Genomic DNA, 26,270 nt, shown 5'->3' with positions numbered 1-26,270 from the left:
GGCCATTCTGTTGCGCTTCTTTTGCTCCAGGTGGCAGATGACGGCAGTGTCCGACGCCGGGACTGCCGTCAAGTGCCATCTGGCGGCGGGAAGCGGGGCCTTTGCCTGTTCGCGCGAACGGCCCGCCGGCCTGGGGGTTGCCGGTCTTCTAGCCGGCAACCCCCGGTTCGCGTCAGCCGCGGAGCCGCTCCATGCCGGGATCGAAGAGCGGCTCGGCCGTGACGGTCGCCGCGATGCGCTTGCCGAAGTACTCAACTTCCACGGAATCACCGATCCCCACGGCGGCAGGCAGCCAGGCGTAGGCGATCGGCTTGCGCACCGAGTAGCCGTACGCCGCGCTCGTGACGTATCCGGCGGCTTCACCGTTGACGTACACCGGTTCCTTGCCCAGCACCACCGACGTGCCGTCGTCCACGGTCAGGCACCGAAGCGCCCTGGTGGCCGGCTGTTCCTTGCGGGCGGCCAGCGCCTCGCATCCCACGAAGCCTTCCTTGTCCTTGGCGATAGAGAAGCCCAGGCCGGCCTCGTGAGGGTGGTGCTGGGAGGTCATGTCCGTGCCCCACAGTCGGTAGCCTTTCTCGAGCCGCATGCTGTTGAACGCGCCGCGCCCGGCCGCGATGATGCCGTGCTCCTTTCCGGCCTCGAAGAGGAGATCCCAGAGCTTCAGCCCGTAGTCCGCCGTGGTGTAGAGCTCCCAGCCGAGCTCGCCGACATAGGAGAGCCGCATGGCCGTGACCGGGAGGCCGCCCACCGAAATCTCCTTGGTCCGGAAGTATTTCAGGCCGTCGTTGCTGAGGTCGTCCCCGCTGACCTTGCCGATCACCTCACGGGCCAGCGGGCCCCACAGCCCGATGCAGCACGTGCTGCCCGTGATGTCGGATACGTGCACCCACCGGGCCGGATCCGCTGACGATTGCTTCCTGGCTTCGACGCGCAGGTAGTCGAAGTCCACATTGCTGTTCGCGCCCAGCTGGAATTTTTCCTCCGCGAGGCGGGCAACGGTCACGTCGCTGCGGATGCCGCCGTCGTCCGCCAGCAGGAGGCAGTACGTCACGGCACCCGGCTTTTTGGCGATGTTGCCAGTGCTGAGCCGCTGCAGCAGGCCCATGGCCCCGGGGCCGGTGACCTCGAGCCGCTTCAGCGGCGTCATGTCATAGAGGCCGACGGCGGTGCGCGTCTTCCACGCTTCAGCCGCCGAGATGGGGGAGTGGAACATGGCGGACCACTCGTCCCGCTCCGGTGCCTGCCATTGCGGCGGCAGCTCATCGAGCAGGCCGCGGTTGGCCTCGAACCAGTGCGGGCGTTCCCAACCGGCGGACTCCAGGAAGAACGCTCCCAGCTCCTTCTGCCGGACGTTGAAAGGGCTGACGCGCAGGTCACGGGGGGATTCCTTGGGCTGCAGCGGATGCAGGATGTCGTAGATCTCCACGAAGTTTTGCTGGGACGTTTCGCTGACGTACTGGTCGCTGGTCTGGACCTTTTCGAAGCGCGTGAGCTCGCAGCCGTGCAGGTCGGTGCGGGACTGTCCCTCGATGAGCAACTCGGCCATTGCCCTGGCGACACCGGCCGAATGCGTGACCCAGACGGCCTCTGCCACGAAGAAGCCCTCGACGTCGGGGGACTCGCCCATGAGTGGCCCGCCGTCGGGAGTGAAGGAGAAGATGCCGTTGAAGCCGTCGTCGATCTGCACCCCGCGGAGGGCGGGAAGGAGGTCCTTGCTGTCCTCCCACGCCGGCAGGAAGTCCTCCATGGTGAAGTCCAGGCGGGAGGGCATGCGGTGATCGGACATCTCCTCCGCGCCGACGCGGGGCAGCTGTTCCATGTCCACGGGCATGGGGCGGTGCGCGTAGCTGCCGATGCCGATCCGGTCGCCGTGCTCGCGGTAGTACAGGTCCTTGTCCTGGTAGCGCAGGATGGGCAGGCGGGCGCCGTTGGGCAGTTCGTTCCGGCCCTCCAGCTCCGGAAGTGACGTGGTCTTCACATACTGGTGCGCCAGCGGCAGCAGCGGCACCTTCAGGCCCACCATCTTGCCGAGTTCGCGGCCCCAGAATCCGGCGCAGGACACGACGATGTCCGCCGGGATGACGCCGTCGGCCGTTTCGACGCCCGTGACCTTGCCTGCGGTCTGTTCGATGCCCGTCACGGTGGTGGAGCCGAGGTACGTCACGCCGGCTTCGCGGGTGCGGCTGATCAGCAGCTGGACGGCGCGGGCCGCGGAGGCCAGGCCGTCCGTGGGGACGTAGAGGCCGCCGAGGACCTTGTTGCCGCCGGAAAAGCTGCCGGTGTTCAACAGCGGGTAGTGCTTCTCGCACTCGTCGGGGTCGATGATCCGGCCTTCGATGCCCCAGGAAGTGGCGTACCCCAACTTGCGCTTGAGGTCCTGCAGCCGCGCCTCGGTGGTGGCCAGCTCGAGCCCGCCCAACTGGTTGAAGCAGGACTCTCCGCCGGCGCTGAGGGAGAGCAGCTTGTCCACCGTGTAGCTGGCGAACTCCGTCATGGTCTTGGAGGGGTTGGTCTGGAAGACCAGGCCCGGGGCGTGCGAGGTGGAACCGCCGGCCAGTTCCAGCGGCCCCTGTTCGACCACCGTGATGTTGTTCCAGCCTCGGCTGGCGAGTTCATCCGCAAGGTTGGTGCCGACGATGCCGGCGCCGATGATGACGACGCGTGGTGATGCGCTCATAGTGTTTCTCCTGGTTCGCGTTAGCGGAATACGACGGTGCGGGTGTTGTTGAGCAGGACACGGTGCTGGCAATGCCACTTGACCGCCCGGGACAGAGCCTGTGATTCAGCGTCCCGGCCCACCGTCACCAAGGCATCGGGGTCCAGGCTGTGGTCCACGCGGAAGACCTCCTGCTCGATGATCGGGCCTTCATCGAGGTCTGGCGTCACGTAGTGCGCGGTGGCCCCGACCAGCTTCACACCGCGGTCATAGGCCTGGTGGTACGGCTTGGCGCCCTTGAATCCGGGCAGGAAAGAATGGTGGATGTTGATGGCCCGGCCGCGCAGGCTAGTGCACAGATCGTTCGACAGCACCTGCATGTAACGTGCCAGGACCACCAGGTCGGCGCCGTACTCGGAGACGAGTTCCAGCAGCCGCGCCTCGGCTTCCGGTTTGGTTCCGGGCGTCACCGGAACGTGGATGAAGGGCAGCCCCGCGTTTTCGGCCATTGACCGCAGGTCCTCGTGGTTGGAAACCACGACGGCGATCTCCGCACCCAGGCTGCCCGCCCGCCAGCGGAAGATCAGGTCGTTCAGGCAGTGGCCGAACTTGGAGACCATGACCAGCAGCCGCTTGGGCCGGCCGTCGTGGAAACTGAAATCCATGCCAAACTCGTCGGCCGTCGCCCCGAAATCGGCCGTGAGGAGTTCCACGTCCTTGTTGTCGGGCTTGTAGTCGAGACCGTCGAAACCGGGCTCACGACGGACCCGATCACCGTTGCCGGAACCCCCTCCAGTGAAGGCCGTGCGCAGGAAGAGGTTCCCGCTGACATGGTCATCGAACTGCTGATGCTCCACGATGTCGAAGCCGCGGTCGGCCAGGAAACCGGTGACTGCCCGGACGATGCCGGGTCTCTCCGGGCAGGCCAGGGTGAGGACGAAATCGGCCGTGCGGGTCCCGCGTGCTGAGCGGGCGGCAGCGGTCTCGGCCGTCACGGGGGGAATGGCGCCGGCTTGGCGGCTTTCAAGAATTGTGGTCACGATTGACTCCTAGTTGGTGTCGACTAGTTGGTGGCGCCGGCGGATTCGCTGCGCTGGGCCTCGTTGACTTGGGCCTCGTTGACTTTGGCCTCGCCGGGGCAGCGCGTGTCCTCGGCACACCGTCCGTCGCATTCATGCTTGGTCACCAGATCGAACTGCACGCCTCCGTGCTGTTCCACGCCGGTACGGATGGCGCGTTCGACGACGGTTGTGGCGAGCCGCTGTCGCAAGGCCAGCGGATCGCGGCGCAGGTCACGGGCCAGGGCGATGCATAGCAGCAGCATGACCACCACGAAGGGCAGGGCGGCTACGATCGTGATGCGCTGCAGGCCGGACAACGCTTCGGACGGTTCATCTCCGCCGGCAAGGAGCATCACGGCGGCCACCCCACCGGTCAGCAGGCCCCAGAAGATCACCAGCCCGCGGCGGGGTTCGCTGGATCCGTTGGAGCTCAGGGAAGCCATGATGATGGAGGCTGAGTCCGCTCCGGTGATGAAGAAGATCGCCACCAGGACCATGGCCAGGACGATGACTGCAGCGGTGGCCCAGTCGGGCATGTTCAGGTTCTTGATCAAGTCAAAGAGGGCGCCGTCGAAGGATATGGAGGGTGCGCCGTCGACCATTTTGACGAGGCCGTCGGCGGGGTTCTCCGTCTTGTCGGCTTGCTGCTGGATGCCAAAGGCAGTGCCGCCGAAGATGCCGAACCAGATCACGCTGACAATGCTGGGAACCAGCAGTACTCCGGTGACAAATTGCCGGATGGTGCGGCCCCGGCTGATGCGGGCGATGAACATGCCAACGAACGGTGTCCATGACAGCCACCAGGCCCAGTAGAAGATGGTCCAGCTGGACATCCAGCTCCGCAGTGCCTCGTCTCCCACAGCCTCGGTCCGGGAGGACATTTCCGCCAGGTCCCTGGCGTAGTCTCCCACCGCGGCGGGGATCAGGTTCAGGATGAAGAGGGTGGGGCCGGCAACAAAGACGATGAGGGCCAGGACGACGGCCAGGACCATGTTGATGTTGGACAGCCACTGGATGCCGCGGCTGATGCCGGATACCGCAGAGGCCACGAAGCAGGACGTCAGGATGGCGACGATCACCACGAGCACAGGGGTACCGATTTCCCCGACCCAGCCGTTGGACGTCAGGCCGCTGCCGATCTGGAGAGCGCCAAGGCCCAACGAGGCAGCGGTGCCGAACAGCGTGGCGAAGATGGCCAGGATGTTGATGAACTTGCCGACAGGGCCTTCAACCATCCTGATGCCAAAGAGCGAGGTGAAGGCCGCGGAGATGAGCTGCTTGCGGCCCAGGCGGTAGGTGCCGTAGGCCATGGCGATGCCCACCACGGCGTACATGGCCCACGGGTGCAGGGTCCAGTGGAAGATGGAGGTGGCCATGGCGGTCTGGATGGCTGCGGGGGTCCGTCCATCCACGGTTCCGGGCGGCGGCGAAACGTAGTGGTAGAGGGGTTCGGCCACGCCGTAGAACATGAGCCCGATGCCCATGCCGGCGGCAAACATCATGGCTACCCAGGAGATGGTGCGGAATTCGGGTTTTTCGCCGTCTTTGCCCAGCGGAATGTTGCCGAACTTGCCGAGGGCCAGCCACAGGACAAAGACCACGAAGAGCGAGGCCAGGACCATGAAGAGCCAGCCTGTGTACTCCATGACCCAGTCAAGAACGCCTTGCGATGTGGCAGAGAGGCTGTCCCTTCCGAGGAAGCCCCACAGCACGAAGGCGACGGCGCACGCTCCCGTGATTCCGAAAGTGACCTTGTCGAGGGTGAGCTTGCGGTTCCGGCGTTCCGTCACCGCCCGCTCGGTCTTGGTATGACGCAGCTCCTGCAGGAGCTGCTCACAGTCCTCCGTGTCCAGGGTTGCGGGAGGGAGGAGGGCGGGGGCGTTGGTGCCGGTGTCCGCGTCGATGTCGATGTCGCTGTCTATGCCGATGTCACTGTTCAATGCCATGAGGAAGTCCTTTGTTCGGATTCATGGGCTGGTGCTAGACGTGGCCGTCCACGGTCAGGCCAGGAGGGAGGTTGGGTACCTCGTCGGATTCGGTGATCATGATGTCGCCGTCGATCACGCTGACTTCGTGCCGGCGGACGGGCAGTTTGGCGGGCGGGGCGTCCACCCCGCCTGTGCGCAAATTGAACCTGGAGGCGTGCAGCGGGCATTCGACCCAGCAGTCCTCCACCCAGCCGTCGGCCAGGGAGGCGTCCTGGTGGGTGCACGTGTCATCAAGGGCAAAAAGTTCGCCGTCTTCCGTGTGGAACACCGCGATGGGCGGCGACGTGTTTAGGCGGAGCGCTTCCCCGGGTGCCAGTTCGCTGAGCGGGCATGCCTTGTGCATGGATGGACCTCTTTTCCGGTAGGGGGATCCTGGGCAACCGCCGGAGCGTTGTTCCGCAGGGATCAACAGCGATCGCAATAAGCAACAGAGTGCGGTAGGTCACAGGGGTTGTCAAGACTTTTCCTCTCTATTGCGGACCCTTGTCTTCTCGGCAGGAGGACCCTTGACAGTGCCCGTGGCATAGATCACTCTGTTGCATATAGCGATTGTTGTTGCGTAAGAAGCAATTGAAAGGGGGCGTCGAAGTGCAGACGCTTGCGATTGTGGGAGCCTCCCTGGCAGGCCTTTCGGCCGCACGGGCAGCCCGCGCCCAAGGCTTCACCGGACGGCTGGTCATCATCGGCGATGAGCCGCACCGTCCGTATGACCGGCCGCCGCTGTCCAAGGACTTCCTGCTCGGTGCCATCACTGCCGCGGACCTCTTCCTGGAATCCGACGCCGACGAGCTTCAGGCTGAATGGCTGCTCGGTGCCGAGGCCGTGTCCCTGGATTCCTCCTCTCGGACCATCGTCCTTAAGGACGGCCGCACCGTTGAGGCCGACGGCATCGTCATTGCCACCGGCGCGAGGGCCAGGCAGCTGCCCACCCTGGCCGGACTGAGCAATGTGTTCACGCTACGCACGCTCGCGGACGCGCAGAGCCTCGCCCCCGAGCTCGTGCCCGGCAGCAGGATGGCCGTGATCGGCGCCGGCTTCATCGGCGCGGAAGTTGCATCGGCCGCCGCATCGCGTGGCATGGAAGTCACCATGATCGACACCAAGCCGGTTCCGTTCGCGGCCCAACTCGGCACAGAGATGGGCGGCGCCGTGGCCGGGCTGCACGCCGCCAACGGCGTGGAACTCATTTCCTCCGCCGTTATAGAGGACTTCTATAGCGGCGAAAGCAACGTCACCGGACTCCGGCTGGCCGGCGGACGCTATGTGGCCGCCGACGTCGTCGTGGTGGGCATCGGCGCCGAACCGAACACCAGCTGGCTGGACGGTTCGGGAATTGCGCTCGACGGCGGCGTTCTGTGTGACGCCATGGGCCGCACCAATATTCCGGGAATCGTGGCCGTAGGGGACTGCGCCGCCTGGTTCGACCAAATAGCGGGCACGCACCGCCGGGTGGAGCACTGGACTGGCGCCCTGGAGCGTGCGGCCCTGGCCGTTGAGGCGCTGCTGGACGCTGATGCCGCTCCGAAGCCGGCCAAGCCACACTATTTCTGGTCCGACCAGTATGGCGTCAAGTTGCAGTTCGCAGGCCACTGCGCCGGCTACGACCGGCTGGAGGTCGAAGTCGGCGACGTCCTGACGCACAGCTGTCTTGCCGTGTATTACCGCGGTGATGTCCCGGTGGCGGTCCTCGGGATGAACCAGCCGCGGCTGTTCACCAAGTGGCGGCGCCTGCTCGCTGCACCCGACCGGCCGCTCGGCCCGCCCAGCGGGCAAGCTGCCTGTGCGGACGCCTCCGCGCTGATGGGGGCCGCCGTCGTGTCCTGAATACCGTGTTCCTGAGACCTGTCCCTACAATTTCCGCTGCGTTGTTTCGTTGATCTTTTGTTCGTTAGGAGGACATATTGTCTGTTGAGGTAAGTGCCCCGAGTCTGATTCCCACGCTGCCCGGTTACACCTACGTGGATGAGGCCGTGTTCCGGGCCGAGCAGGAGCGGATCTTTGAGCAGATGTGGTTCTGCGCCGTGCGGTCCGCCGACCTGGACAAGGCAGGCGCCTGGCGGACAGTCCAGATCGGGCGGGAGAGCGTGCTGATCAGCCGCACCCGCAAGGGCGGAATCCGTGCCTTCTACAACATCTGCCGGCACCGGGGCGTCAAGCTGTGCATGGAAGAGCAAGGCGAAGCCGCACGCTCGTTCCAGTGCCCATACCACGCCTGGACCTATGACTTCGAGGGCAAGCTCATCGCGGCCCCCAACCTGACCAAGATGCCGGACATCGACCGGGACGAGTACGGCCTGGTGAAGGTCCATATCCGTGAATACCTGGGTTACGTATGGGTGTGCCTGGCCGATGAGCCGCCGTCATTCGAAGAAGAGGTTATGGGTGCCATCGAGGAACGGCTCGGTGACCTCAAGGCGATCGAAGGCTACGACGTGGCCAACCTCAGCCTGGGCCGCCGCATCCGCTATGACGTGAAGGCGAACTGGAAGCTCATCATCGAGAACTTCATGGAGTGCTACCACTGCGCCACTATCCACCCGGAGCTGACGGAGGTCCTGCCGGAATTCGCTGACGGCCTGGCTGCGCAGTACTTCGTGGGCCACGGGGCCGAATTCGGCGAGGATGTCAAGGGCTTCACGGTGGACGGTTCGGAAGGGCTGGACCTGATTCCCGGGGTGAGCGAGGACCAGGACCGCCGGTACTACGCCATCACCATCAAGCCCACAGTGTTCGTGAACCTGGTCCCGGACCACGTGATCATCCACCGCATGTTCCCCATGGCCGCGGACCACACGATCGTGGAGTGCGACTGGCTGTACGTGCCCAGCGTTGTGGAGAGCGGCAAGGACGTCAGCGCTTCTGTGGAGCTGTTCCACCGCGTCAACCAGCAGGATTTCGACGCCTGCGAGCGGTGCCAGCCGGCCATGGGCTCGAAAGTCTACGCCAAGGGCGGGGTGCTGGTCCCGAGCGAGCACCACATCGGCGCCTTCCATGACTGGGTGCAGGAGAAGGTGGGGGACATCGTGCCCCGTTCCTGAAGCTTCACCGGGTTGCGGCGCTTCGCCGTCGCTTAGCGCGGAAGTCCCTCCCCGACACTGGCAAGCTCGCGTCGGGGCCCTCGGGACGCCGCTTCGGCCGAAAGGCGTCACGAAGGTCGCTGGGCGACCTTCGTGGCGCGTTCGACCGCGATGCGCTCCTACGCGAAGGACCGCAACCCGGCTTGGGGCTCGATCACCGATGCCCGGTGTAGCCCATCTTCGCGCTGATCTGCAGCCCCGCCTGTTTCAGCGCTTCGAGGAGTCCCGGCGCCGTCTCCGGATCAAAACGGAAGGCCGGCCCGGAAATGCTGACTGCGCCGATCACGGCCCCCACATGGTTGTACACCGGCACAGACATCGAGTTGAGCCCGATTTCGAACTCCTCCCGGACCACTCCGTAGCCGTCTCGGGCCACGTCCAGGAGCTGGGTTTCGAGCTTGTTCCTGTTGGTGATGGTCCGCGGCGTCCGGGCCGGAAGCCCGGTCTCCTTCAGGACGCGGTCCCGCTCGTCCGCGGACAGTGCTGCCAGCAGGACCTTTCCGCTGGAGGTCGCGTGGAGCGGCGTCAGGCTGCCCACCCAGTCGTAGGTGGCTAGTGTTGACGGGCCCATGGCCTGGTCCACGTTGACGGCGTAGTTGGAGCGCAAGACGGCGAGGTTCACGGTCTCCTTGAATTCCTCAGCCAGGCTTTCCAGTATGGGACGCGCCTCGCGGACCAGGCTGAGCCGCCCGGGAATCGAGCTTGCCAGCCTCAGGATGCCGAAGCCCAGCTGGTACTTTCCGCGCTCAGTGTTCTGGTGGACCATTTCCCTGCTCACCAGCGAACCCAGCAGCCGGGAGACTGTGGACTTGTGGATGCCCATCTCGTCGGCGATTTCGCTCACGCCCGCATGGCCGTCCCGCGCCAGGATTTCCAGGACCATAAGGGCCCGGTCCACCGACTGGACGCCGCCGTGCTGGCCTGACTCCCCATCGATGTCGGATTCGGGGTCATTTTTCGAAGCCATGATCCATACTCTCAAGTAGTTTCTGCGGCTTGCTTACCCGCCACAAGGCCGCCTGTAGCGTCCTCTCGGTTAGTTCCACAGTTTCGATCCTATGCCGTGAGGTGTGACGGGGCCGACATTGCGTTAAGTGGATTGACGCGTCCTGCAATCAAGGCAGTTCCAGGCGCATGAGCACGCGGGGAAACCCATTAATCACGGAGTCGGTGTCGGCAGCCTTCGTGAACCCGGCCCGTTCGAAGAGCTTCCGGGTGCCAACGTAGGCCATGGTCAGGTCGACGTGGCTGCCCTGGTTGTCGACGGGGTAGCCGTCGATGGCAGGCGCACCGTGGCTGCGGGCAAAGTCGACCGCACCGTGTAGCAGCTGATGGGCGATTCCCTCGCCGCGGTGCCCGGGCCGCACCCGGATGCACCACACCGACCACACGTCGAGGTCGTCCACGTGGGGAATTTTGCGGTTGCGGGCAAAGTTGGTGTCGGAGCGTGGATGGACGCCGGCCCAGCCCACCACGTCGTCGCCGTCGTACGCGAGTACCCCGGGCGGCGGATCCTGTCCCACGAGTTGCTTCATGAGCGCGCCGCGCTCCGTGCCATGCAACTGCACGTTCTGCTTGGAAGGGATGCGGTAGCTCAGGCACCAGCACACGGTCGCATCGGGCCGCTTGGGTCCAACCACTGTTCGTACGTCCTCGAACTGCGTCGCCGGACGAATCTCGATTGCCAATATCGTGGATGCCTCCCGGTCCCGGGCCTAACGCAGGCCGTCGCTGTGGGCCATCGCGATGGCTTCGGTGCGGGAGGTGGCGCCATGCATCCCCTGCAACAGGTCCTCGCGCAGGCGTTGGAAGGCGGTGGCGGTGGATGCGTCGGTAAGGATTACCACCTGCCCAGTTTATGCATTCTCAGGAGTAGGGTTTGCCTTGGCAGACGAGGGGGTCCAAATGAGCTATAAATATCGAACCGTCCGGGTTCGCGGCACCGACTTGATTGGAACCATTGCGCGAAAGCACGGGAGCGCGCCCGAGATCTACGAGACCTCGAAGGACGCGAACACTTCAGTAGTTCCAGTGTTTTTCCAGGCGACGGGCGAGCTCCGTTTCTTCGACAGGTCAGTGCTGGAGGACGTCGTGACGCCGGCCAGTTAGCCGCGGTGGCGCATCGTTGGAACTGACCGAGAGGGTCGAAACCCGGGTCATTCGGTGCCGGTTTCCGGGGGAGCGATGCCCCGGTATCTTGTGGCTCGTCGCACCCCTCCGTTCGAAGCGCAGGGCGGCCCAGAATGGCCTTTTGCATAGGCCGCCGCCCAGCGTTGACACTGCTCAGGGCCGCGAGGAGACTTTCTTTTGGGGGTGCCACTTCGAAAGGAGCCCCAAATGCCGTGGCATGTCGAGGGTACATATTTTGAGAATTGCAATTGCGATATGGTCTGCCCGTGTTCGACTTCAGGGCTGACCGCACCGGCGGATAACGAACGCTGCAACGTGGCTTTGGCCTTCCACGTGGAAACTGGCGAAGTAAACGGTGTCGACGTCGGCGGTCTGACAGTCTGCGTCGTAGCCGATACTCCGGCCGTAATGAGTGACGGGGGCTGGAAAGTCGGAGTTCTGATGGATGCCGCTGCCTCAGCTGAGCAGGCCGAGGCGCTCGGTGGAGTCTTCGGTGGTCAGCTCGGCGGACCCATGGAGGGCCTCGCCCCTTTGATCGGTGAAATGGCGGGAATGGAGTCCCTGGAAATGGCCTACGCCGACGACGGGCGTATCCACCAGGTCCGTATTGGCAGCGCCGTCGACATGGCGGTCGAGGACTTCGTGTCTCCCCTGGATCCCACAGGACGAGGAGTGAAAGTCAGCGGGATCGGATTCCCGGCCGACACTCTGGCAGCCGGCACATCCAGCACCGCCCGCGTCGACGTGTTCGGGATGACTTGGGATAATGCCGGGAAGAACTCTTTCTCGGCTCCCTTCGCCTGGTCCGCTTAGGTGGCGGGCAGAAGTGGCCTGACAGTTAGCCACCATGCCGGTGAGTTGGCGTTGATCGGGTGCGCTGCACTGGCGTGGTACCTCACTTTCTTAGGCCTCGCCGACATGTCCACAGGCCCGGGAACCATGGGACTGAGGCTCTGGGGTTTCCTGGGCGTGTGGACGCTGATGATGGCAGCCATGATGTTGCCGGCGCTGGCGCCTCTCACTTCGGCGTATCTCAGGTCCATCCGTGCCGTACGCAGCAGCAGGGTCAGGGCCATCCGGACAACTGCCTTGGTCGGCGGTTACCTTCTGACATGGATCGGATTCGGAGTCGTTGCCTACGCGGCCGCGGCGTTGTCTGCGCTGCTGGCTGAGGATGCGCCGGATCTAGCACCTTGGGTGGGGGCTGGAGTGCTGGTGGCGGCGGGCGTGTACCAGCTGACCCCGCTGAAGGATTTCTGTCTCCGGCACTGCCGGTCGCCCATAGCATTCCTGTTGCACGTATCCGGATACAAGGGCCGCCTGCGGGATGTCCGCGTGGGCGTGTACCACGGCGTGTACTGCGTCGGATGTTGTTGGGGGCTAATGGTCGTGCTGATCGCTGTCGGCGTGATGAACCTGGCATGGATGGTGGCGATCACGGTAGTTATCTTCCTGGAGAAGACGTGGAAATACGGACCCGCCTTCAGCCGGATCACTGGAGTCTCGCTGATCGTCTTCGCGCTCTTCGTCCCGGCGCACCCTGAGCTGCTGCCCGGGCTCCACATGACTGCGCCTATGTGAGTGGGAGGCGGCGGGGGAGCGCGTCAGGTGATCTGAGTGGTGGGCCCCTTTCGAAGGGAGGACACCGTCGACGTCGGCCTCGCCCCCGCACCATCAGCGAATCTCAGCTATGCACCCTGGGCGGGGCCGCGCGAAAACAGCGTGCTGACGAGCCGGACCCCAAAGCCTTCATCCAGCGGCGAACCACTTAGGAAGAATCGATAGTAGATCGGCCCCAGCAGGAGATCGGTGAGCATCTCGGCGTCGACGTCCGGCCTCAGGTCTCCCCGGGAGATGCCCCGCTCCACCAGACGGCGCACATCCGCCACCCGGCGGTTCACCACCCGCTCCCGGTAAGCAAGGGCGAGCTCAGGGTCCGCAGCGATCTCCGATACGAGGCCCTGCATGATGCGGCCTATCAGGGTGGAGTTAAGAAGCTCGATGGTGCGGTCAACTACCTCCGCCAGTTCGGCGTAGGTATCCCCAACATCCGGCGTGGTCCCCAGGTATTCGACCGAGTCAAGCAGGACGGCCAGGGCGAGGTCGGTTTTTGACCGATACCGGCGGTAGATGGTCGTCTTGGCCACGCCGGAACGGTTCGCCACGCCCTCGACAGTCAGGCCGTTGACTCCGACCTCCGCGAGCATCTCCCGCGTGGCGTCAAGAATCAACTTCTCCGTCCGTGCGCGCCGACCCGTGTCTGCGGGTCGGGCGGCCTCGACGATTCCGCCTTCGCCCGCCCCTGTGGGATTAGCCACATCCACGCCCCTTCCAGTTGTGCGCCTGAAGCGCTAAAGTTAGTACTAACGCTACGCAACGTAGCGTTTCAAAATTGGTTGAAGCGGGCCGGCACCCGACACGCCCACAACCACCCTACGCAATTTAGGAGCGCCGACATGGCCACAGATCGATACCAGCGCGGACTCGACCGCATGATGGAGCTCGTCTCCTCCGAGCACACCAACACCTTCGACCACGTCAAGCTCGTGGAGTCTTACAAGAGCTTGGACGAGGACCTGTCTGACTACATCGTCTCCTTCGCCTTCGGAGACATCTACTCCCGGACCGGCCTGACCCAGCAGGAGCAGACCATGGTGACCATCTCCACGCTGGTCGCCCTGGGCACCGAGCCCCAGTTGAAGCTGCACATCAACACCGGCTTCAACGTGGGCCTGACAAAAGAGAAGATCGTTGGTGCCCTGATCCACTGCATCCCCTACATCGGGTTCCCGCGCGTGCTCAACGCCCTGACCCTCGTCAAGGAAGTCATGGCAGAGCGCGGCCTGACCCCGGAGACCCCCACGGACTGAGGCGATTCCCCCGCTCTGACGTCCTCATGACACCCGCCGATCCAGCTGGCAACCTGGATAACCCGTCAGTCCGGCCCGGCATCCCCCCGCACAACCTCAACTCCCACACATAAGGAACGCTCATGCATCTGGTAATTGGACTCGGACCCATCGGTGGAAACATCGGCGCACACCTCGCCGAACTGGGACAGAAGGTCTACGGCTACGACTTCAACCAGGACCGCATCCGCGAGTGGTCGGAGGAGAACAAATCGCCGGCCGGCAGTGACCTGGCGGCTGTGGACTGGCCCTCCGTGGACAGTGTCCACATTGCGGTGCGGTTGGCGGACCAGGTCTCGTCCGTGTTCGAGGCCCTCCAGGCCCACACCGAACGGCCACTGACCGTCTTCGTCCACACAACGCTCGCGCCGGCGGACGCCCGGAGGATCTTCTCCTCGGCCCCCGGCTCCTGGCGCGCGTTCGAGGCCCCGGTCTCAGGCGGCCCCCAGGGGGCACGCCACGGCACGATGACCATCTTCCTCGCCGGACCCGCCCCCACTGAGGCCGAGGACAAACTGCTGGCCGACATCTCCGGCCGTGTCTTCCGGATGCAGTCCTACGGCCAGCCCGCACTGGTGAAACTCCTCAACAACGCCCTGGCCACCTACAACCTGGCCGCCACCGCACGGATGCTCAACCTCGCAGCCGAGCACGGAGTACCCGCCTCGGACCTCTTCGAGGTGATAGGCGTGTCGACCGGACAGAGCTGGATGAGCGATAACCTCGTCGACGTCCAGTACGACCTGCTGCTCAAGGATGTGGGGCTGCTCCGCGGTGAACTCGGCTCACTGCCCACCGGAGACCTCAACGACGACGTCGAACAGGCAATCCTCCAGGCGCGTTCACTGCTGGGAACCGATTCCGCAGACGGGTGAGCCGGATGATGGCCAGCGGGGACACGCCCGCCTGGGAGCGGGATCAGGAGGCTGTGGCGGAGTCCAATTGACGCACGTGGTCCGCCGCTCGTGGGCCACCGAGCAGTTCCGTCGGGGTCTTGGACGTCTCGCGCAGTCCGATCACCGCGATCGCGGCGATGCCGGCGGCTACTGCGCCAAAAATTGCCACCGGAAGCCAGCCCGACGGGCCAGGCTTAAGGAGAATTGCAGCGACCATCGGAGCGAAGCCGGCCAGGAGGTTGCCGAGCTGGTTGCTGACGGCCATGCCAGTGAACCGAACGGGTGCCGGGAATTGCTCGGCGAAGAACGACGTCCACACGCCGTTATAGCAGCTAAAGAACAGTGACATGTTGAGGAACGCGAAAATCGCGATCAGCAAGATATCCGTCGTCGAGATCGCCCAAAGATACCCGAAGATCGTGAGCGAACAGCCCGCAGAGGCGATCAGCATGGTTCGCTTCCGGCCGATGACGTCGGAGAGGTAGCCGGCCGCCGGGATGGTGACAATCGACAGGGCAATTGCTCCGGAGATGATGGCGAGCATCGCGCTCCGGTCCACCCCGACTGAGGTTGCGTACGAAAGGCTGAACACAGCGAACAAAGTCTGCATCGCTGCCATCAGTGACGCTCCGGCGACACGGATCACGTCGCGCCAGTGATGCTTGAACACGTCGTTCAGCGGCAGCTTGCGAACAGCGCTTTCTTCCTTCGCCTCGGCGAACACCGGCGTTTCGTCCAGGTGGCTCCGCACGTAGTAGGTAATAACGACGACGACGGCGCTGAGCCAGAACGGAATCCTCCAGCCCCAGGTGTAGAGCTGTTCGGCGGGCAGGAGCGCCACCGGCAGGAATACGATGGTCGCCAGCGAGCAGCCGACTGCGTAGCCAACCATAACGAAACTGGTGAAGAACCCACGGCGCCCGACCGGGGAATGTTCAACGGTCAATGTTGAGGCTCCCGCCGACTCGGCCCCCGCGGAGAAGCCTTGAACCACGCGCAGGACCACCAGCAGTGCCGGGGCCAACAGGCCTACCTGGTCGTACGTCGGGAGACAGCCGATGGCGAAGGATGCGATGCCCATCATGACGACTGTGGCAAGCATGACGCGTTTGCGGCCGATTCGATCGCCGAAGTGTCCCATCACCACCGCACCGACAGGCCGTGCCACGTAGCCCACCGCGAAGGTGGCGAACGATGCGATCAGCGCAACGGTGGGGTCGCCGGATGGAAAGAACAGCACGTTGAAGACGAGGGCGGCCGCGGCGCCGTACACGAAAAAGTCGTAGTACTCGAGGGTGCTGCCGAGGAGCGCGGCTATCGCTGCTCGGCGGGGAGTCATCGCGGGCCGCGATGCTGTTGTGCTTGTCATTTGTTTCTCCTTTGAAACAGAACCGTTGGGGGGAATTGCCGGCCAGTGTGGCCTCGTGCCTTTGGGGGAGCGCACGACGCAGGCGTCGTTTGCGCGGTGTTCGTGCGGCAGCGGGCTCTGGTGTAACCGCCGCGCTGTGCCTTCTTCCACCATAGAAGTGTGGTGTAGCTCACAGGTGTTCCACTTTGAAACACCGGCGGCATCCAGGCCTGCTTACAACCCGTGAGCCCTTAACGACAAAGCACGGCCCTCCAGTGCGGATGGCCGTGCTTTGTTCCAGAGAAAACGAAACAGATCAGGAGAAGGCCGAGACGCCTGTGATTTCCCGCCCCAGGATCAGTGACTGGATGGAGTCGGTACCTTCGTAGGTATGGACCACTTCCATGTCGGTCAGGTGGCGGGCCACATGGTTTTCCAGCAGGATTCCATTCCCGCCGAACAGGTCCCGGGCATCCCGGCAGAGCGTTCGTGCCTTGTCTCCGGTGAACATCTTGGCCAGGGAAGCCTGCTCGTTGCTGAGCCTGCCCTCGTCCTGAAGCGCCGCCGTGCGGAAGCAGATCAGCTGCATGGCTGTGAGGTCCGCGAGCATGTTGGCGAGTTTGTTCTGCACCAGCTGGTAGCTGGCAATCGGGTGACCGAACTGGACGCGTTCCCGGGCGTATTTGACTGCCATCTCGTAGGCGGCAGTGGCATGGCCGAGCGATTCCCAGGCCACGGTGCTGCGGGTGGTGTTGAGCACCGCTCCGACGTCGCGGAAGGACTTCGACTTGGCCAGCAGGTTTTCCGCAGGGATCCGCAGGCCCTCGATCTCGATCTGTGCCTGCTGGATGGCCCGCTTCGCCATCTTTCCCGTGATGGCCTCGGCGTGGTAGCCGGCGGGGTAGGTGCCGTCGTCGTTCTTTTCCAGGACGAACGCCTTCACCTTCTGGTCCGCGGTGTCCCGGGCCCAGATGATGACGAGGTCCGCAACATGGCCCAGCCCGATCCAGCGTTTGGATCCGTTGATGACGTAATGGTCGCCGTCCAGCCGCGCTGAGGTTTCCAGCGCCACAGAGTCCGAGCCGTGCGCCGGTTCCGTCAGCGCGAATGCGCCCAGCTTTTGCAGTTTGGCCATGGGCGGCAGCCAGCGCTGTTTCTGCTCGTCGCTGCCGAGCAGGTTGATGCTGCCCATCGCCAGGCCTGAATGGACCGCGTTGAAGGTGTTGATGCTCCCGTCCCCGCGGGAGAGTTCCATCGCGACGAGGCCGGTCTGCAGCCGGGTGAGGCCCGGGCAGCCGTAGCCCTGGATGGCGGTGCCGATGATGCCCAGCTCCGCGAACTTTGGTACCAGCTGATACGGGAAGTCCGCTTTCTCCCAGTATTCGTTGATGATGGGGGTGACGTCCTGCTCGACAAAGGAACGGACCCGGGCGATCAGGGCACGGTCTGTGTCGTTGAGGTAGTCGTCCAAGACATAGAAATCGGAATTGACGGACAGGTCCGTTGCGGTGGTCATCAGTGCTCCTGTGGGGATCGTGTGGGAGTGCCGGCAATGGCGCCGGCCAAAACGTGTTCGTCCGCGCCGAGCCAGGTCCGCACCAGCTCCGCGCCGCTGTCCAGGTCGGGCGGTGTGAGGTCGTAGCTCACCGGGGTCTTGGACAGCCGGATGGGGTTGCGCACGCCGGGCTGCGCATTCTCTCCGTGGCCCACCGTCACAACGGGCTCAAGGCCGATCCGCTCGGCGAACTCGATCCCGGCCTTCAGATCCTGGATCGGTGCGCAGGGCAGTTTCGCTTCGGTGAGGATGTCGAACCACTCGGAGGCGGTCCGGGTGGAGAGGCACTCCACCAGGAGTGGCCGCAGTTCCGTTCGGTTGGCGCTGCGCAGCGGCGCCTTCTCGAAACGCGGATCCACGGCCAGCTCCGGCCGGCCGATGGTGGCACAGAAGGTGCGGTACTGGGAGTCGTTGCCGATCGCAATGACAAGCTTCCCGTCGCCGGTGTCGAAAGGTTCGTACGGGTAGATGCTTGGGTGTTCGTTGCCCAGCCTGGCCGGAGCGGTTCCACCCAGCACCACTGCCGCTGTCTGGTTCACCATGCCGGAGAGCGCGGAGGACATCAGGTTCATTTCCACCAGCTGGCCTTCCCCGATGCGGTCCCGGTGCCGCAGGGCAGCGAGGATGCCGATGCAGGCATGAAGGCCGGTGATGACGTCGAACACCGCAACTCCGGATCGGAAGGGCTCGGTGTCCGGCGCCCCGGTGAGGTCCATCAGTCCGGACAGCGCCTGGATCAGCAGGTCGTAGCCGGGGAGCTGTGCGCCGCCGGCGGTCCCGAAGCCCGTGATCGAGGCGTAGACAACGTCCTTATTGGTCGCGGCGACGGTGTCGTAGTCCAGCCCGTAGCGCACCAGGTCACCTGGCTTGAAGTTTTCGACCACGACGTCGGCCCGTTCCGCGATGCGCTGGGCCGTCCTGCGGTCGTCCGGATCGCGAAGGTCGAGCTTGATCGAGGTCTTGTTGCGGTTGATCGAGAGGAAGTACGTCGAGTCATTTCCGCGGGTGGGCGGGCGCCATGCCCGGGTCTCGTCACCGGCCGGGCTCTCAATCTTGATGACGGTGGCGCCGAGATCGGCCAGCAGCATGGTGCAGTACGGCCCGGCCAGCACCCTGCCGAAATCTGCGATCAGGATGCCGCTGAGCGGACCATCTGAACTGCGGCCGAATGCCGACGTCTCAGAGGTGGCGGAGTGTTGGCTGTCCATCAATGGGCTCCTCGCATAGTGTTCTCTCCATCCACCATGACGGACGGCATTGCTATCCGTCCAATACTTATTAATGGCCCTTTTGTTGCGTCAGGTGCAATAATCACTTGCATGGAAATCCAACAGATCCGCGCCTTCCTGGCGGTGGCAGAAGAGCTGCACTTCGGCCGTGCCGCAGAAAAACTGCACATGGCGCAACCTCCGGTCAGCCGCAGTATCCAGCAGCTGGAACGTGAGCTGGGAACCCGCCTGTTCGACCGAAGCACCCGCAGCGTCAAGCTCACGGGCGCCGGAGAAGCGTTCATCGGACCGGCAACGGAGATCATCGATGCCACGCGCCGGGCGAGCATCGCGGTCCGTGCCGCGGACAAGGGAGAAGTCGGGCGCGTCCGGGTTGCCTATGCCGGCGCCTCTACCCACACCCTCGTGGGCCGGCTCGCCCGGGAGGTCCGGCGCGACCACCCGGGTATCCAGATCGAGCTCTTCAGCCAGAATTTTGCGCAGCCCGCCATGGACCGTGTCCTCAGTGGCGACATGGACATCGCCCTCGGACGCTGGGACTACATTGCTGCCGGTATCGAAACGCGGCTGCTTGCGGCGGAGGACCTCGTCGTCGCCGTACCGGCAAGCCACCGCCTGGCCGATGCCGCCGAGGCCCGGATGGCTGACTTCCAAGGCGACACCTTTGTTTCGCTGCCGCCGCATGCAGGGGCCGTGTTGAACGACCGGCTCCGCCGGCTTACGCACGCCGCCGGGTTCGAGCTCGACATCGTTCAGATAGTCCCGGATTCCTGGACGGCACTCTCACTGGTAGCGGCGGAGGTGGGCTGCACGCTCACGCTGTCCTCCGTGGCTGAATCGGTGACGGATTCCCATGTGCGTTTCGTGAAGCTTGTGGACAAGACGATTCCGGTGGAGCTGCGTATGGCCTGGCGCCGGGATAACTCCAGCCCTGCCTTGCGGGCGGTCCTGGAGTTGGCTGAGAGGATCCTGCCCCGCGCCGGATGACACGTCAGGTCGCCATGGACTCGGGTGTCTCGATCCCCAGAACGCGGAGTTTCCGGTAAAGCGTGGTTCGGCCCATGCCTAAGGATTCCGCGGCGACCGAGCGGTTCCCCCCGCTGTGTTCGAGTGCGGCTACGATCGCGTCGCGCTCAAGGGATTCGAGTTTGGAGAGCTTGCGCCTGCCCGTGTTCCTGAGATGTTCAGGGAGGTCATTGGCTTGCAGTACGCGTCCGGGATGTGCTCGCGACAGCGACTCGAGGGTGGCTCGCAGTTCGGCAACATTCCCAGGCCACCGCCAGCGCATGAGTCCCTGCAGTGCCACTGCGGAGAGTGTGGACCTGTCTGCAGGTGCGGCCGCGTCCAGGAAATGTGCTGCCAGCACGGGGATGCGTTCCTTGGTCGCGGATAGGGACGGCACATCCACACGCGCAGCGATTTGGGACACCACGTCCGAGACGAAGTCCGGGCACGCCTCGGGATTCATAGTAAGAACCAGGCGGGCCGGAGAAGGAGCGGCAGTGGCTGTCGGCGGCCCATCCGGCCGCTGGCGCACCGCCGCATCCAGGGCCTTGAGCCTGTTCAGCTCGCTCCGGGGAAGATCCTCAAGGTGCCGCAGGACAACGCTTCGGCCTACTGCGATGGCCTCGCGGCAGTCAGAGAACCAGGTGGCGTCCTTTTCCCCGGGAAGCAGGCAGGCATCGAGGATGAGCGGGTTCGGACCGGAGTCCTGCCCATTGAGCCAGGCGAGTGTGTGGTGGAGCTTGCCGGAGCCGCCCTGCCCGCAGACGGCAATCGCCCCGGGCCCCTGACCTGCCCGGTCAAAGGCATTGCGCATGACGTGTGGAAACGCTGCTCCCACGCCCGAGGAATTGCCGCCGGACCCTTCTGGCTCGGCCTTCCGCGGATTACTGGCGGCGTCCGGAATGCGGGAGAGCTCCAGGGCGAAGGCCGAACTCCCGCCGGAATCGTCAATTCGCTGGACCGTGGCATCCACGTTCAGGGACGGAATTTCGATGGTTTGTTTGGCGCCGGTCCACTCAAGGCCACGCAATTGTTCCCACAAGGTGGTGTGCAGTTCGCTGCTCATAACGGCCAGGCCGGAGACGTTGGTCATGACTGCCTGGGCGTCGAGCATGATGACCGGGGCCGTGGAGGAGCTCAGACGCAGTTGCGACATCCCCAGGGCGAGTCCCGTTGCGCTGCCGAGATCGAGCAATCGACGTTCGATCTGGCTGCCGGCCTCCCGGGCCATGGCCAGCATGAGCGGGTTGTCCAAACCGGTATCGCAGGCGAAGGAAATGGACCCGATCACCCGGCGTGTGACGGGGTGCAGGATCGGTGCCCCGGAACACGAGAGGGGTGCCAGTGCCTCGTTGAAATGCTCGGCTCCGCGGACAAACACGGCTTGGCGCCCTTCGATGGGGGTACCCAGCCCATTCGTGCCGACAGAGCGTTCCGAGAAACTGAATCCTTCGGCGGCAAATGCCTCGTCGAACCGGTTGCCGTGCGCCCTGTCACCGAGCCTGCGGGCAATTATCTGACCGGACTGGTCACTGAGGAATAGGGAAATGCCCATACCGTTGAGGCTTTCCAGCCAGTGGTCCATCACGCTCTTGGCCGCCCGGATAAGGATTCCGTCCGGATCGAAATCGTTGACGAACAGGAATGCCTCAGGCCTTGCCGAAGCCTCCACACCGATAGAGCGGCGCCAGCTGTTTTCAATATCAGGGGAGACGATTTCCGTCAGCTGGATCCCATCCCGGAGGCCACGGCGGATGAGATGTTCCCGGGCAACGCGCAGGGCATCATCGGGCACCTTCCGGGGATTTTGCATGGCTGGTCAGCCCCGGGCTCCGACTGCCGCACGCAGCACAACGCGTCCGGGGACGCCACCGTGCGTCAGCTTGTCCAGGCTCTCGCCAACAGATTCGGCGGAGAGCTCGGCATCGATGATCGGGATGTGGGGAATGGCGTCCTGCTTGGCCAGGGCGATGAGCTGGTTCAGCTCCTCCGGGGTCCCCACGAAGCTGCCCTGGATCGTGAGCATCTTGAGGGCCATGAGCGCGGTGGGTACCGTCAGTTCGCCGCCGAAGAGCCCGACCTGGATCAGCCGGCCGCCCTTGCGCAGGGAGTCGAAGGCTACCGGCGCCGTCTGGCTGTTGTTCACGAAGTCAATCACCGCTGCCACGGGGCCGTCGGTGGCCGCGACGATCTTCGCGCTGAGGCCTTGATCTGTGGATTGGACCGTGATCGTGGCACCAACCTGCCGCGCCAGCTCGAGATTCCGTTCGGAAAGGTCGACGGCGCAAATGGCCTTGTGCCCCAGCGCGCTGAGGGTCGCGATGGCAGTGAGCCCCACTCCGCCGGCGCCGATCACCACGACGGGTTCGTCGGGTCCAAGCGGAAGGACCTTGTTCACGGCGCTGAAGGCCGTCAGCCCGGAGCAGGCCAGCGTGGCCGCCCAGCTGAGGTCCAGGCCCTCGATATCCACCAGGTACTTTTCGTCGCGGACCAGGATCTTCTCGGCGTAGCCTCCGTGCTCCGCTACTCCGAGGTTGCGACCGTTGGCGCAGACGTTGTCGCGGCCGGCAAGGCAATCCCGGCAATGGCCGCAGCCGATCCACGGATAGACCAGCCTGATGTCCCCGGCTTTGGACCCGTGCACGCTGTCCCCGACCTGCTCGACGACGCCGACGACTTCGTGCCCCATGACCAGCGGGTAGGTGACACCGCGGTCAACCAGCTTCAAGGCCCCCCGGCTGCCTAGATCGTAGGAGCCCTCGCGAAGGTGGGTGTCCGTGTGGCACACGCCGGAACGGATGACCCTCAAGAGGACTTCGGTTCCTGTCGGCACGGGGTCCGGCAGTTCGATGTCCTGGATCTCGGGGCTGTCTTGGAAAACGGCAAAAGCGTGCATGGTGACCTCGCATCGTTGCGCAGACTGTATTGATTCAAGAATGACACCGGTTCTGATAAGTATCCAATACTAAATCGCGGCCCCTTTTATGCGCAGGCGGCAATAGTCCATTGGCAGGTCGCACGCACTACTCGACGGCGCCGAAGAGGCCAAAGTCGTTGTCACCGACGTCAGGGAAGCCGCCGGGAAGGCAGTGGCCGAGGAGATCAGCGGACGCCGGAGGTTCCGCTCACTTCATCACGCATGACGTCACCCGGTCAGCCGACTGGCAGCAGCCATCTACGGGCTCATTGGGGCACCCGGTACAGCGGCTTCCCAGGCTTCCAAGGGCGCGGTGCGCCTGCTCTCCACGGCTGCAACCGTTGACCCGGCCCGGTGTTTCAAAGTGGAACACTGAGCCGGCACAGATGTGATCCACGCTATATCTAGCGGCAAATCGCACCAGGATTCCGATCCACTTCACCTCCGGGCCACTCCCGGGATGTTTTCCATACGAAGGAGTATGAGATGTCAATCTCAACCGACGCAGACGTCACTGAAACAGTTCAGGCGACCGACCCCCTCCGTGACCTGTACGCCGACTGGTCCGAAATCATGGCCACCACCCCGGACCTGACCATGCGGCTTTTCCGCAGCATGTTCGACGAGTGGCACCAGCCCACCCGGGAACCCGAAGCGGTCACGTACAAGGAAGACGTCGTCGGCGGCGTCCCGGGCATCTGGGCATTCCCGGAAGGCGCGGACCGAACGAAGGTGCTGCTTTACACCCACGGCGGCGGCTTCGCGGTCGGGTCCGCCGCAAGCCACCGCAAGCTGGCCGGCCACGTTGCCAAGGCAGTCGGCGTCGTCACGTTTGTCCCTGACTACCGCCGTGCACCCGAGCACCCGCACCCGGCCCAGGTTGAAGACGGCGTGGCCGTGTTCAAGGCCCTCGTCGAGAGCGGAATCCACCCGCACGACATCACCACGGTCGGTGACTCTGCCGGAGGCAACCTGGCGATCGCCATAGCGTTGGCGCTCAAGGAGCAGGGCGAACCGCTTCCCGGCCAGGTCATCGCTTTCTCACCATGGCTGGACATGGAGAACAAGGGCGAAACGTTGGTCACCAACGACGCCACGGACGCACTGATTAGTGCTCCGCTGCTCGAGGGCATGATTGCCGGTGTCCTGGGAGCTTCCGTGAGCCCGCAGAACCCTCTGGCCAACCCTCTCTATGCCGACTTCACCGGGTTCCCCCGCCTGTACCTGACCGCAGGCTCGGCCGAATCCCTCCTCGACAACGCCACCCGGCTGAACGCACTTGCCGAAGCGGCCGGCGTCGACGTGACCCTCTCCATCGGCGAAGGCCAGCAGCACGTCTACCCGTTCCTGGCCGGTAACTCCGGAGTCGCCGACGCCGAACTCGCCCGCATCGCCGGCTGGTACAAGTACTGAACCGTACTGAGCCCGGCCACTTCACAACACAAGACCTGAAACACAAAGGAGTATTTCATCATGGCTGAAGAGCAGGGGCGCACCGCCCCCAGCACTGAACTCGACGCCGTCGTCGTTGGCGCAGGCTTTGGCGGCATCTATATGCTGCACAAGTTGCGCAACGAACTGGGCCTCAGCGTCCGCGCCTTCGACCGCGCCGGTGGCGTGGGCGGCACCTGGTACTGGAACCGGTACCCGGGTGCCCTGTCGGACACCGAGAGCTTCGTGTACCGCTACTCGTTCGACGACGAACTGCTGAACGAATGGAACTGGAGCCACAAGTATGTGACCCAGCCGGAAATCCTCAAGTATCTGGAACACGTCGTGGACCGGTACGAACTGCGCAAGGACATCCAGCTCAATACCGGAATCACTTCCGCCCGGTACGACGAATCGACTAACCGATGGGTGATCGGCACCGACACCGGCGAAACCATCACCGCGAAGTACATTGTCAACGGCCTCGGCCTGCTCTCGGCCACCAATGTTCCCAAGATCCCGGGCATCGACTCGTTTGAGGGCAAGATCTACCACTCAGGTGCGTGGCCCGAAGGAGTGGACCTTACAGGCAAGCGGGTCGGAGTAATGGGCACCGGATCCACCGGCCTGCAAATCATCACCGCGATCGCGCCCAAGGTGGGACACCTCACTGTCTTCCAGCGCTCCCCGCAGTACAGCGTTCCGGTCGGCAACACCCTTGTCACGCAGGAGTACGTCGATTCCGTCAAGAAGGACTACGGAAAAATCTGGGAGCAGGTCCGAGGCTCCGGCGTCGCCTTCGGATTCGAGGAAAGCACCGTGCCGGCCATGAGCGTCTCCGAAACAGACCGCCGGGCCGTCTTCCAGAAAGCCTGGGAAGAAGGCGGCGGGTTCCGCTTCATGTTCAACACGTTCGGCGACATCGCCACGGACCGGGAAGCCAACGAAGCCGCCGCATCATTTGTCCGCGGCAAGATCGCCGAGATCGTCAAGGACCCGGAGACGGCCCGCAAGCTTACTCCCACCGATCTTTACGCCAAGCGCCCCCTCTGCGACAGCGGCTACTACGCCACGTTCAACCGGGACAACGTCGAGTTGGTATCGGTGAAGGAGACGCCGATCGTCGAGCTGACCCCCAAGGGCATCAGGACCTCGGACGGGGTGGAGCACGAGCTCGATGTACTGATCTTTGCCACCGGCTTCGACGCCGTCGACGGAAACTACACGCGGATGGACATCCGTGGCCGCAATGGTGAGACCATCCAGGAGCACTGGAAGGACGGTCCCACCAGCTACCTCGGTGTCACCACCGCAGGATTCCCGAACATGTTTATGATCCTGGGCCCCAACGGCCCCTTCACCAACCTGCCGCCGAGCATCGAGGCCCAGGTTGAGTGGATCTCCCAGCTGATCAACGACGCCGAAACCGGCCAGGTGGCGTCCGTGGAGCCGACGGCCGAGGCCGAAGAAGCCTGGACCGTCACCTGCCAGCAGATTGCCGACATGACGCTCTTCCCGAAGGCCGACTCCTGGATCTTCGGTGCCAACATCCCGGGCAAGAAGAAGACGGTCATGTTCTACCTTGGCGGCCTTGGCAACTACCGGAACAAGCTTGCCGAAGTCCGCGACGCGGGCTACGAAGGCTTCGAACTGAAGGTGCTCGTTCCGTCGGAGTAACCACAATCAGACGCTAGCGACGGCGGCTGCCACACCTTGGGGGAGTGGTGGCCGCCGTTCTGCGTTGGGCGGTACCTCCGATAGGCATTTCCCGGATCTGCCGGATCATGACGGGGAGCTCAGCGACCCGGCCTCAGCCTCTAGACCGTAAACCAGTCTCGGTGCCTTGGCCGGGGCCGGCGTCGCGCTGCATTGCAGACAGTGTCATCTTTATTGTCGGTGCGTCCTGAGATGCTGTGGGTATGGACAGCAGGACAGCTTACAGCAGGACAGCATGGAGTGCGGAGAGCAGGGCGGCCGTGGAGGCCGTCGCCGCGTCCGCTGCCGCGCTTGCTGGCCTGATCGGGGCCGGCGCGGACCGCTCCGATCCGCCCGGCGCCGACCCCGT

The 26,270-nt window shown here is 64.2% G+C and carries 23 protein-coding genes; 10 read left to right on the top strand and 13 right to left on the bottom strand.

Features of this window, described 5'->3' with window-relative positions; translation table 11 throughout:
* Nucleotides 1-172: 172 nt before the first annotated feature.
* The 4 genes from LQV16_RS06260 to LQV16_RS06245 form a co-directional block, all read right to left on the bottom strand.
* The gene (locus LQV16_RS06260; RefSeq protein ID WP_229993047.1) at nucleotides 173-2,680 is read right to left on the bottom strand and encodes an FAD-dependent oxidoreductase; all 2,508 of its coding nucleotides are present in this window, start codon (nucleotides 2,678-2,680) and stop codon (nucleotides 173-175) included.
* A gap of 20 nt (nucleotides 2,681-2,700) precedes the next feature.
* Entirely contained in the window at nucleotides 2,701-3,654 is a 954-nt protein-coding gene (gene purU / locus LQV16_RS06255) for a formyltetrahydrofolate deformylase (RefSeq protein WP_229993082.1), read from the bottom strand.
* A 68-nt stretch (nucleotides 3,655-3,722) separates the two neighbouring features.
* Entirely contained in the window at nucleotides 3,723-5,666 is a 1,944-nt protein-coding gene (locus LQV16_RS06250; RefSeq protein ID WP_229993046.1) for a BCCT family transporter, read from the bottom strand.
* A 34-nt stretch (nucleotides 5,667-5,700) separates the two neighbouring features.
* Complete coding sequence (locus tag LQV16_RS06245) at nucleotides 5,701-6,051, bottom strand: bifunctional 3-phenylpropionate/cinnamic acid dioxygenase ferredoxin subunit (protein WP_229993045.1); 351 nt, start codon at nucleotides 6,049-6,051, stop codon at nucleotides 5,701-5,703.
* Nucleotides 6,052-6,296: 245 nt separating this feature from the next.
* On the opposite strand from LQV16_RS06245, the gene LQV16_RS06240 reads away from it, so the two are divergent.
* Nucleotides 6,297-7,532, top strand: a complete 1,236-nt coding sequence (locus LQV16_RS06240; protein WP_229993044.1) for an FAD-dependent oxidoreductase — start codon at nucleotides 6,297-6,299, stop codon at nucleotides 7,530-7,532.
* A gap of 77 nt (nucleotides 7,533-7,609) precedes the next feature.
* Nucleotides 7,610-8,746 carry an aromatic ring-hydroxylating dioxygenase subunit alpha gene (locus LQV16_RS06235; RefSeq protein WP_229993043.1) on the top strand — a complete coding sequence of 379 codons (1,137 nt, stop codon included), beginning with the start codon at nucleotides 7,610-7,612 and terminating at the stop codon, nucleotides 8,744-8,746.
* A gap of 193 nt (nucleotides 8,747-8,939) precedes the next feature.
* Here the strand turns inward: LQV16_RS06235 and LQV16_RS06230 are convergent, their stop codons facing one another.
* The 3 genes from LQV16_RS06230 to LQV16_RS23555 form a co-directional block, all read right to left on the bottom strand.
* Nucleotides 8,940-9,752 carry an IclR family transcriptional regulator gene (locus tag LQV16_RS06230; protein WP_229993042.1) on the bottom strand — a complete coding sequence of 271 codons (813 nt, stop codon included), beginning with the start codon at nucleotides 9,750-9,752 and terminating at the stop codon, nucleotides 8,940-8,942.
* A gap of 148 nt (nucleotides 9,753-9,900) precedes the next feature.
* The gene (locus LQV16_RS06225; protein WP_229993041.1) at nucleotides 9,901-10,473 is read right to left on the bottom strand and encodes a GNAT family N-acetyltransferase; all 573 of its coding nucleotides are present in this window, start codon (nucleotides 10,471-10,473) and stop codon (nucleotides 9,901-9,903) included.
* Nucleotides 10,474-10,500: 27 nt separating this feature from the next.
* The gene (locus tag LQV16_RS23555; RefSeq protein ID WP_290369340.1) at nucleotides 10,501-10,632 is read right to left on the bottom strand and encodes a hypothetical protein; all 132 of its coding nucleotides are present in this window, start codon (nucleotides 10,630-10,632) and stop codon (nucleotides 10,501-10,503) included.
* 58 nt (nucleotides 10,633-10,690) lie between these two features.
* Between LQV16_RS23555 and LQV16_RS06220 the strand changes: the two genes are divergently transcribed.
* The 3 genes from LQV16_RS06220 to LQV16_RS06210 all read left to right on the top strand — a co-directional run bounded on the left by LQV16_RS06220 (nucleotide 10,691) and on the right by LQV16_RS06210 (nucleotide 12,496).
* Nucleotides 10,691-10,894, top strand: coding sequence for a hypothetical protein (locus tag LQV16_RS06220; RefSeq protein ID WP_229993040.1), 204 nt, complete (start codon nucleotides 10,691-10,693; stop codon nucleotides 10,892-10,894).
* Between the two features lie 228 nt (nucleotides 10,895-11,122).
* Complete coding sequence (locus LQV16_RS06215; protein WP_229993039.1) at nucleotides 11,123-11,728, top strand: DUF1326 domain-containing protein; 606 nt, start codon at nucleotides 11,123-11,125, stop codon at nucleotides 11,726-11,728.
* A 105-nt stretch (nucleotides 11,729-11,833) separates the two neighbouring features.
* Entirely contained in the window at nucleotides 11,834-12,496 is a 663-nt protein-coding gene (locus LQV16_RS06210) for a DUF2182 domain-containing protein (RefSeq protein ID WP_229993038.1), read from the top strand.
* Nucleotides 12,497-12,603: 107 nt separating this feature from the next.
* Here the strand turns inward: LQV16_RS06210 and LQV16_RS06205 are convergent, their stop codons facing one another.
* Nucleotides 12,604-13,233: a TetR/AcrR family transcriptional regulator gene (locus tag LQV16_RS06205; protein WP_229993037.1), complete on the bottom strand. Its 630-nt coding sequence runs from the start codon at nucleotides 13,231-13,233 to the stop codon at nucleotides 12,604-12,606.
* Nucleotides 13,234-13,371: 138 nt separating this feature from the next.
* Here LQV16_RS06205 and LQV16_RS06200 point away from each other — a divergent pair, with 138 nt between their 5' ends.
* The gene (locus LQV16_RS06200; RefSeq protein ID WP_229993036.1) at nucleotides 13,372-13,785 is read left to right on the top strand and encodes a carboxymuconolactone decarboxylase family protein; all 414 of its coding nucleotides are present in this window, start codon (nucleotides 13,372-13,374) and stop codon (nucleotides 13,783-13,785) included.
* A 122-nt stretch (nucleotides 13,786-13,907) separates the two neighbouring features.
* Complete coding sequence (locus LQV16_RS06195; protein WP_229993035.1) at nucleotides 13,908-14,699, top strand: NAD(P)-binding domain-containing protein; 792 nt, start codon at nucleotides 13,908-13,910, stop codon at nucleotides 14,697-14,699.
* Nucleotides 14,700-14,742: 43 nt separating this feature from the next.
* Here LQV16_RS06195 and LQV16_RS06190 read toward each other — a convergent pair whose 3' ends face one another.
* The 3 genes from LQV16_RS06190 to LQV16_RS06180 all read right to left on the bottom strand — a co-directional run bounded on the left by LQV16_RS06190 (nucleotide 14,743) and on the right by LQV16_RS06180 (nucleotide 18,831).
* Complete coding sequence (locus tag LQV16_RS06190; RefSeq protein WP_229993034.1) at nucleotides 14,743-16,089, bottom strand: MFS transporter; 1,347 nt, start codon at nucleotides 16,087-16,089, stop codon at nucleotides 14,743-14,745.
* Nucleotides 16,090-16,384: 295 nt separating this feature from the next.
* A complete protein-coding gene (locus tag LQV16_RS06185) occupies nucleotides 16,385-17,584 on the bottom strand; it encodes an acyl-CoA dehydrogenase family protein (RefSeq protein ID WP_229993033.1) in 1,200 nt (399 codons plus the stop codon).
* Nucleotides 17,584-18,831, bottom strand: a complete 1,248-nt coding sequence (locus LQV16_RS06180; protein ID WP_229993032.1) for a CoA transferase — start codon at nucleotides 18,829-18,831, stop codon at nucleotides 17,584-17,586. Before LQV16_RS06180 ends, LQV16_RS06185 begins: the two co-directional genes overlap by 1 nt.
* A 111-nt stretch (nucleotides 18,832-18,942) precedes the next feature.
* Between LQV16_RS06180 and LQV16_RS06175 the strand changes: the two genes are divergently transcribed.
* On the top strand, nucleotides 18,943-19,839 hold the full coding sequence (locus tag LQV16_RS06175) for a LysR family transcriptional regulator (protein ID WP_229993031.1): 897 nt from the start codon (nucleotides 18,943-18,945) through the stop codon (nucleotides 19,837-19,839).
* A gap of 4 nt (nucleotides 19,840-19,843) precedes the next feature.
* On the opposite strand, the gene LQV16_RS06170 is transcribed toward LQV16_RS06175, so the two are convergent.
* Both LQV16_RS06170 and LQV16_RS06165 read right to left on the bottom strand, forming a co-directional pair.
* Nucleotides 19,844-21,670: a helix-turn-helix domain-containing protein gene (locus LQV16_RS06170; protein WP_229993030.1), complete on the bottom strand. Its 1,827-nt coding sequence runs from the start codon at nucleotides 21,668-21,670 to the stop codon at nucleotides 19,844-19,846.
* 6 nt (nucleotides 21,671-21,676) lie between these two features.
* A complete protein-coding gene (locus tag LQV16_RS06165; RefSeq protein WP_229993029.1) occupies nucleotides 21,677-22,753 on the bottom strand; it encodes an alcohol dehydrogenase in 1,077 nt (358 codons plus the stop codon).
* Nucleotides 22,754-23,260: 507 nt separating this feature from the next.
* Between LQV16_RS06165 and LQV16_RS06160 the strand changes: the two genes are divergently transcribed.
* Nucleotides 23,261-24,187: an alpha/beta hydrolase gene (locus LQV16_RS06160; protein ID WP_229993028.1), complete on the top strand. Its 927-nt coding sequence runs from the start codon at nucleotides 23,261-23,263 to the stop codon at nucleotides 24,185-24,187.
* Between the two features lie 60 nt (nucleotides 24,188-24,247).
* Nucleotides 24,248-25,882, top strand: a complete 1,635-nt coding sequence (locus tag LQV16_RS06155) for an NAD(P)/FAD-dependent oxidoreductase (protein WP_229993027.1) — start codon at nucleotides 24,248-24,250, stop codon at nucleotides 25,880-25,882.
* Nucleotides 25,883-26,270 lie beyond the last annotated feature (388 nt).

The organism is Arthrobacter sp. Bi26 (assembly GCF_918697925.1).
GTDB lineage: Bacteria > Actinomycetota > Actinomycetes > Actinomycetales > Micrococcaceae > Arthrobacter.
Note: the sequence above shows the minus strand (reverse complement) of the source record. Positions and strands in the feature narration are given on the sequence as shown.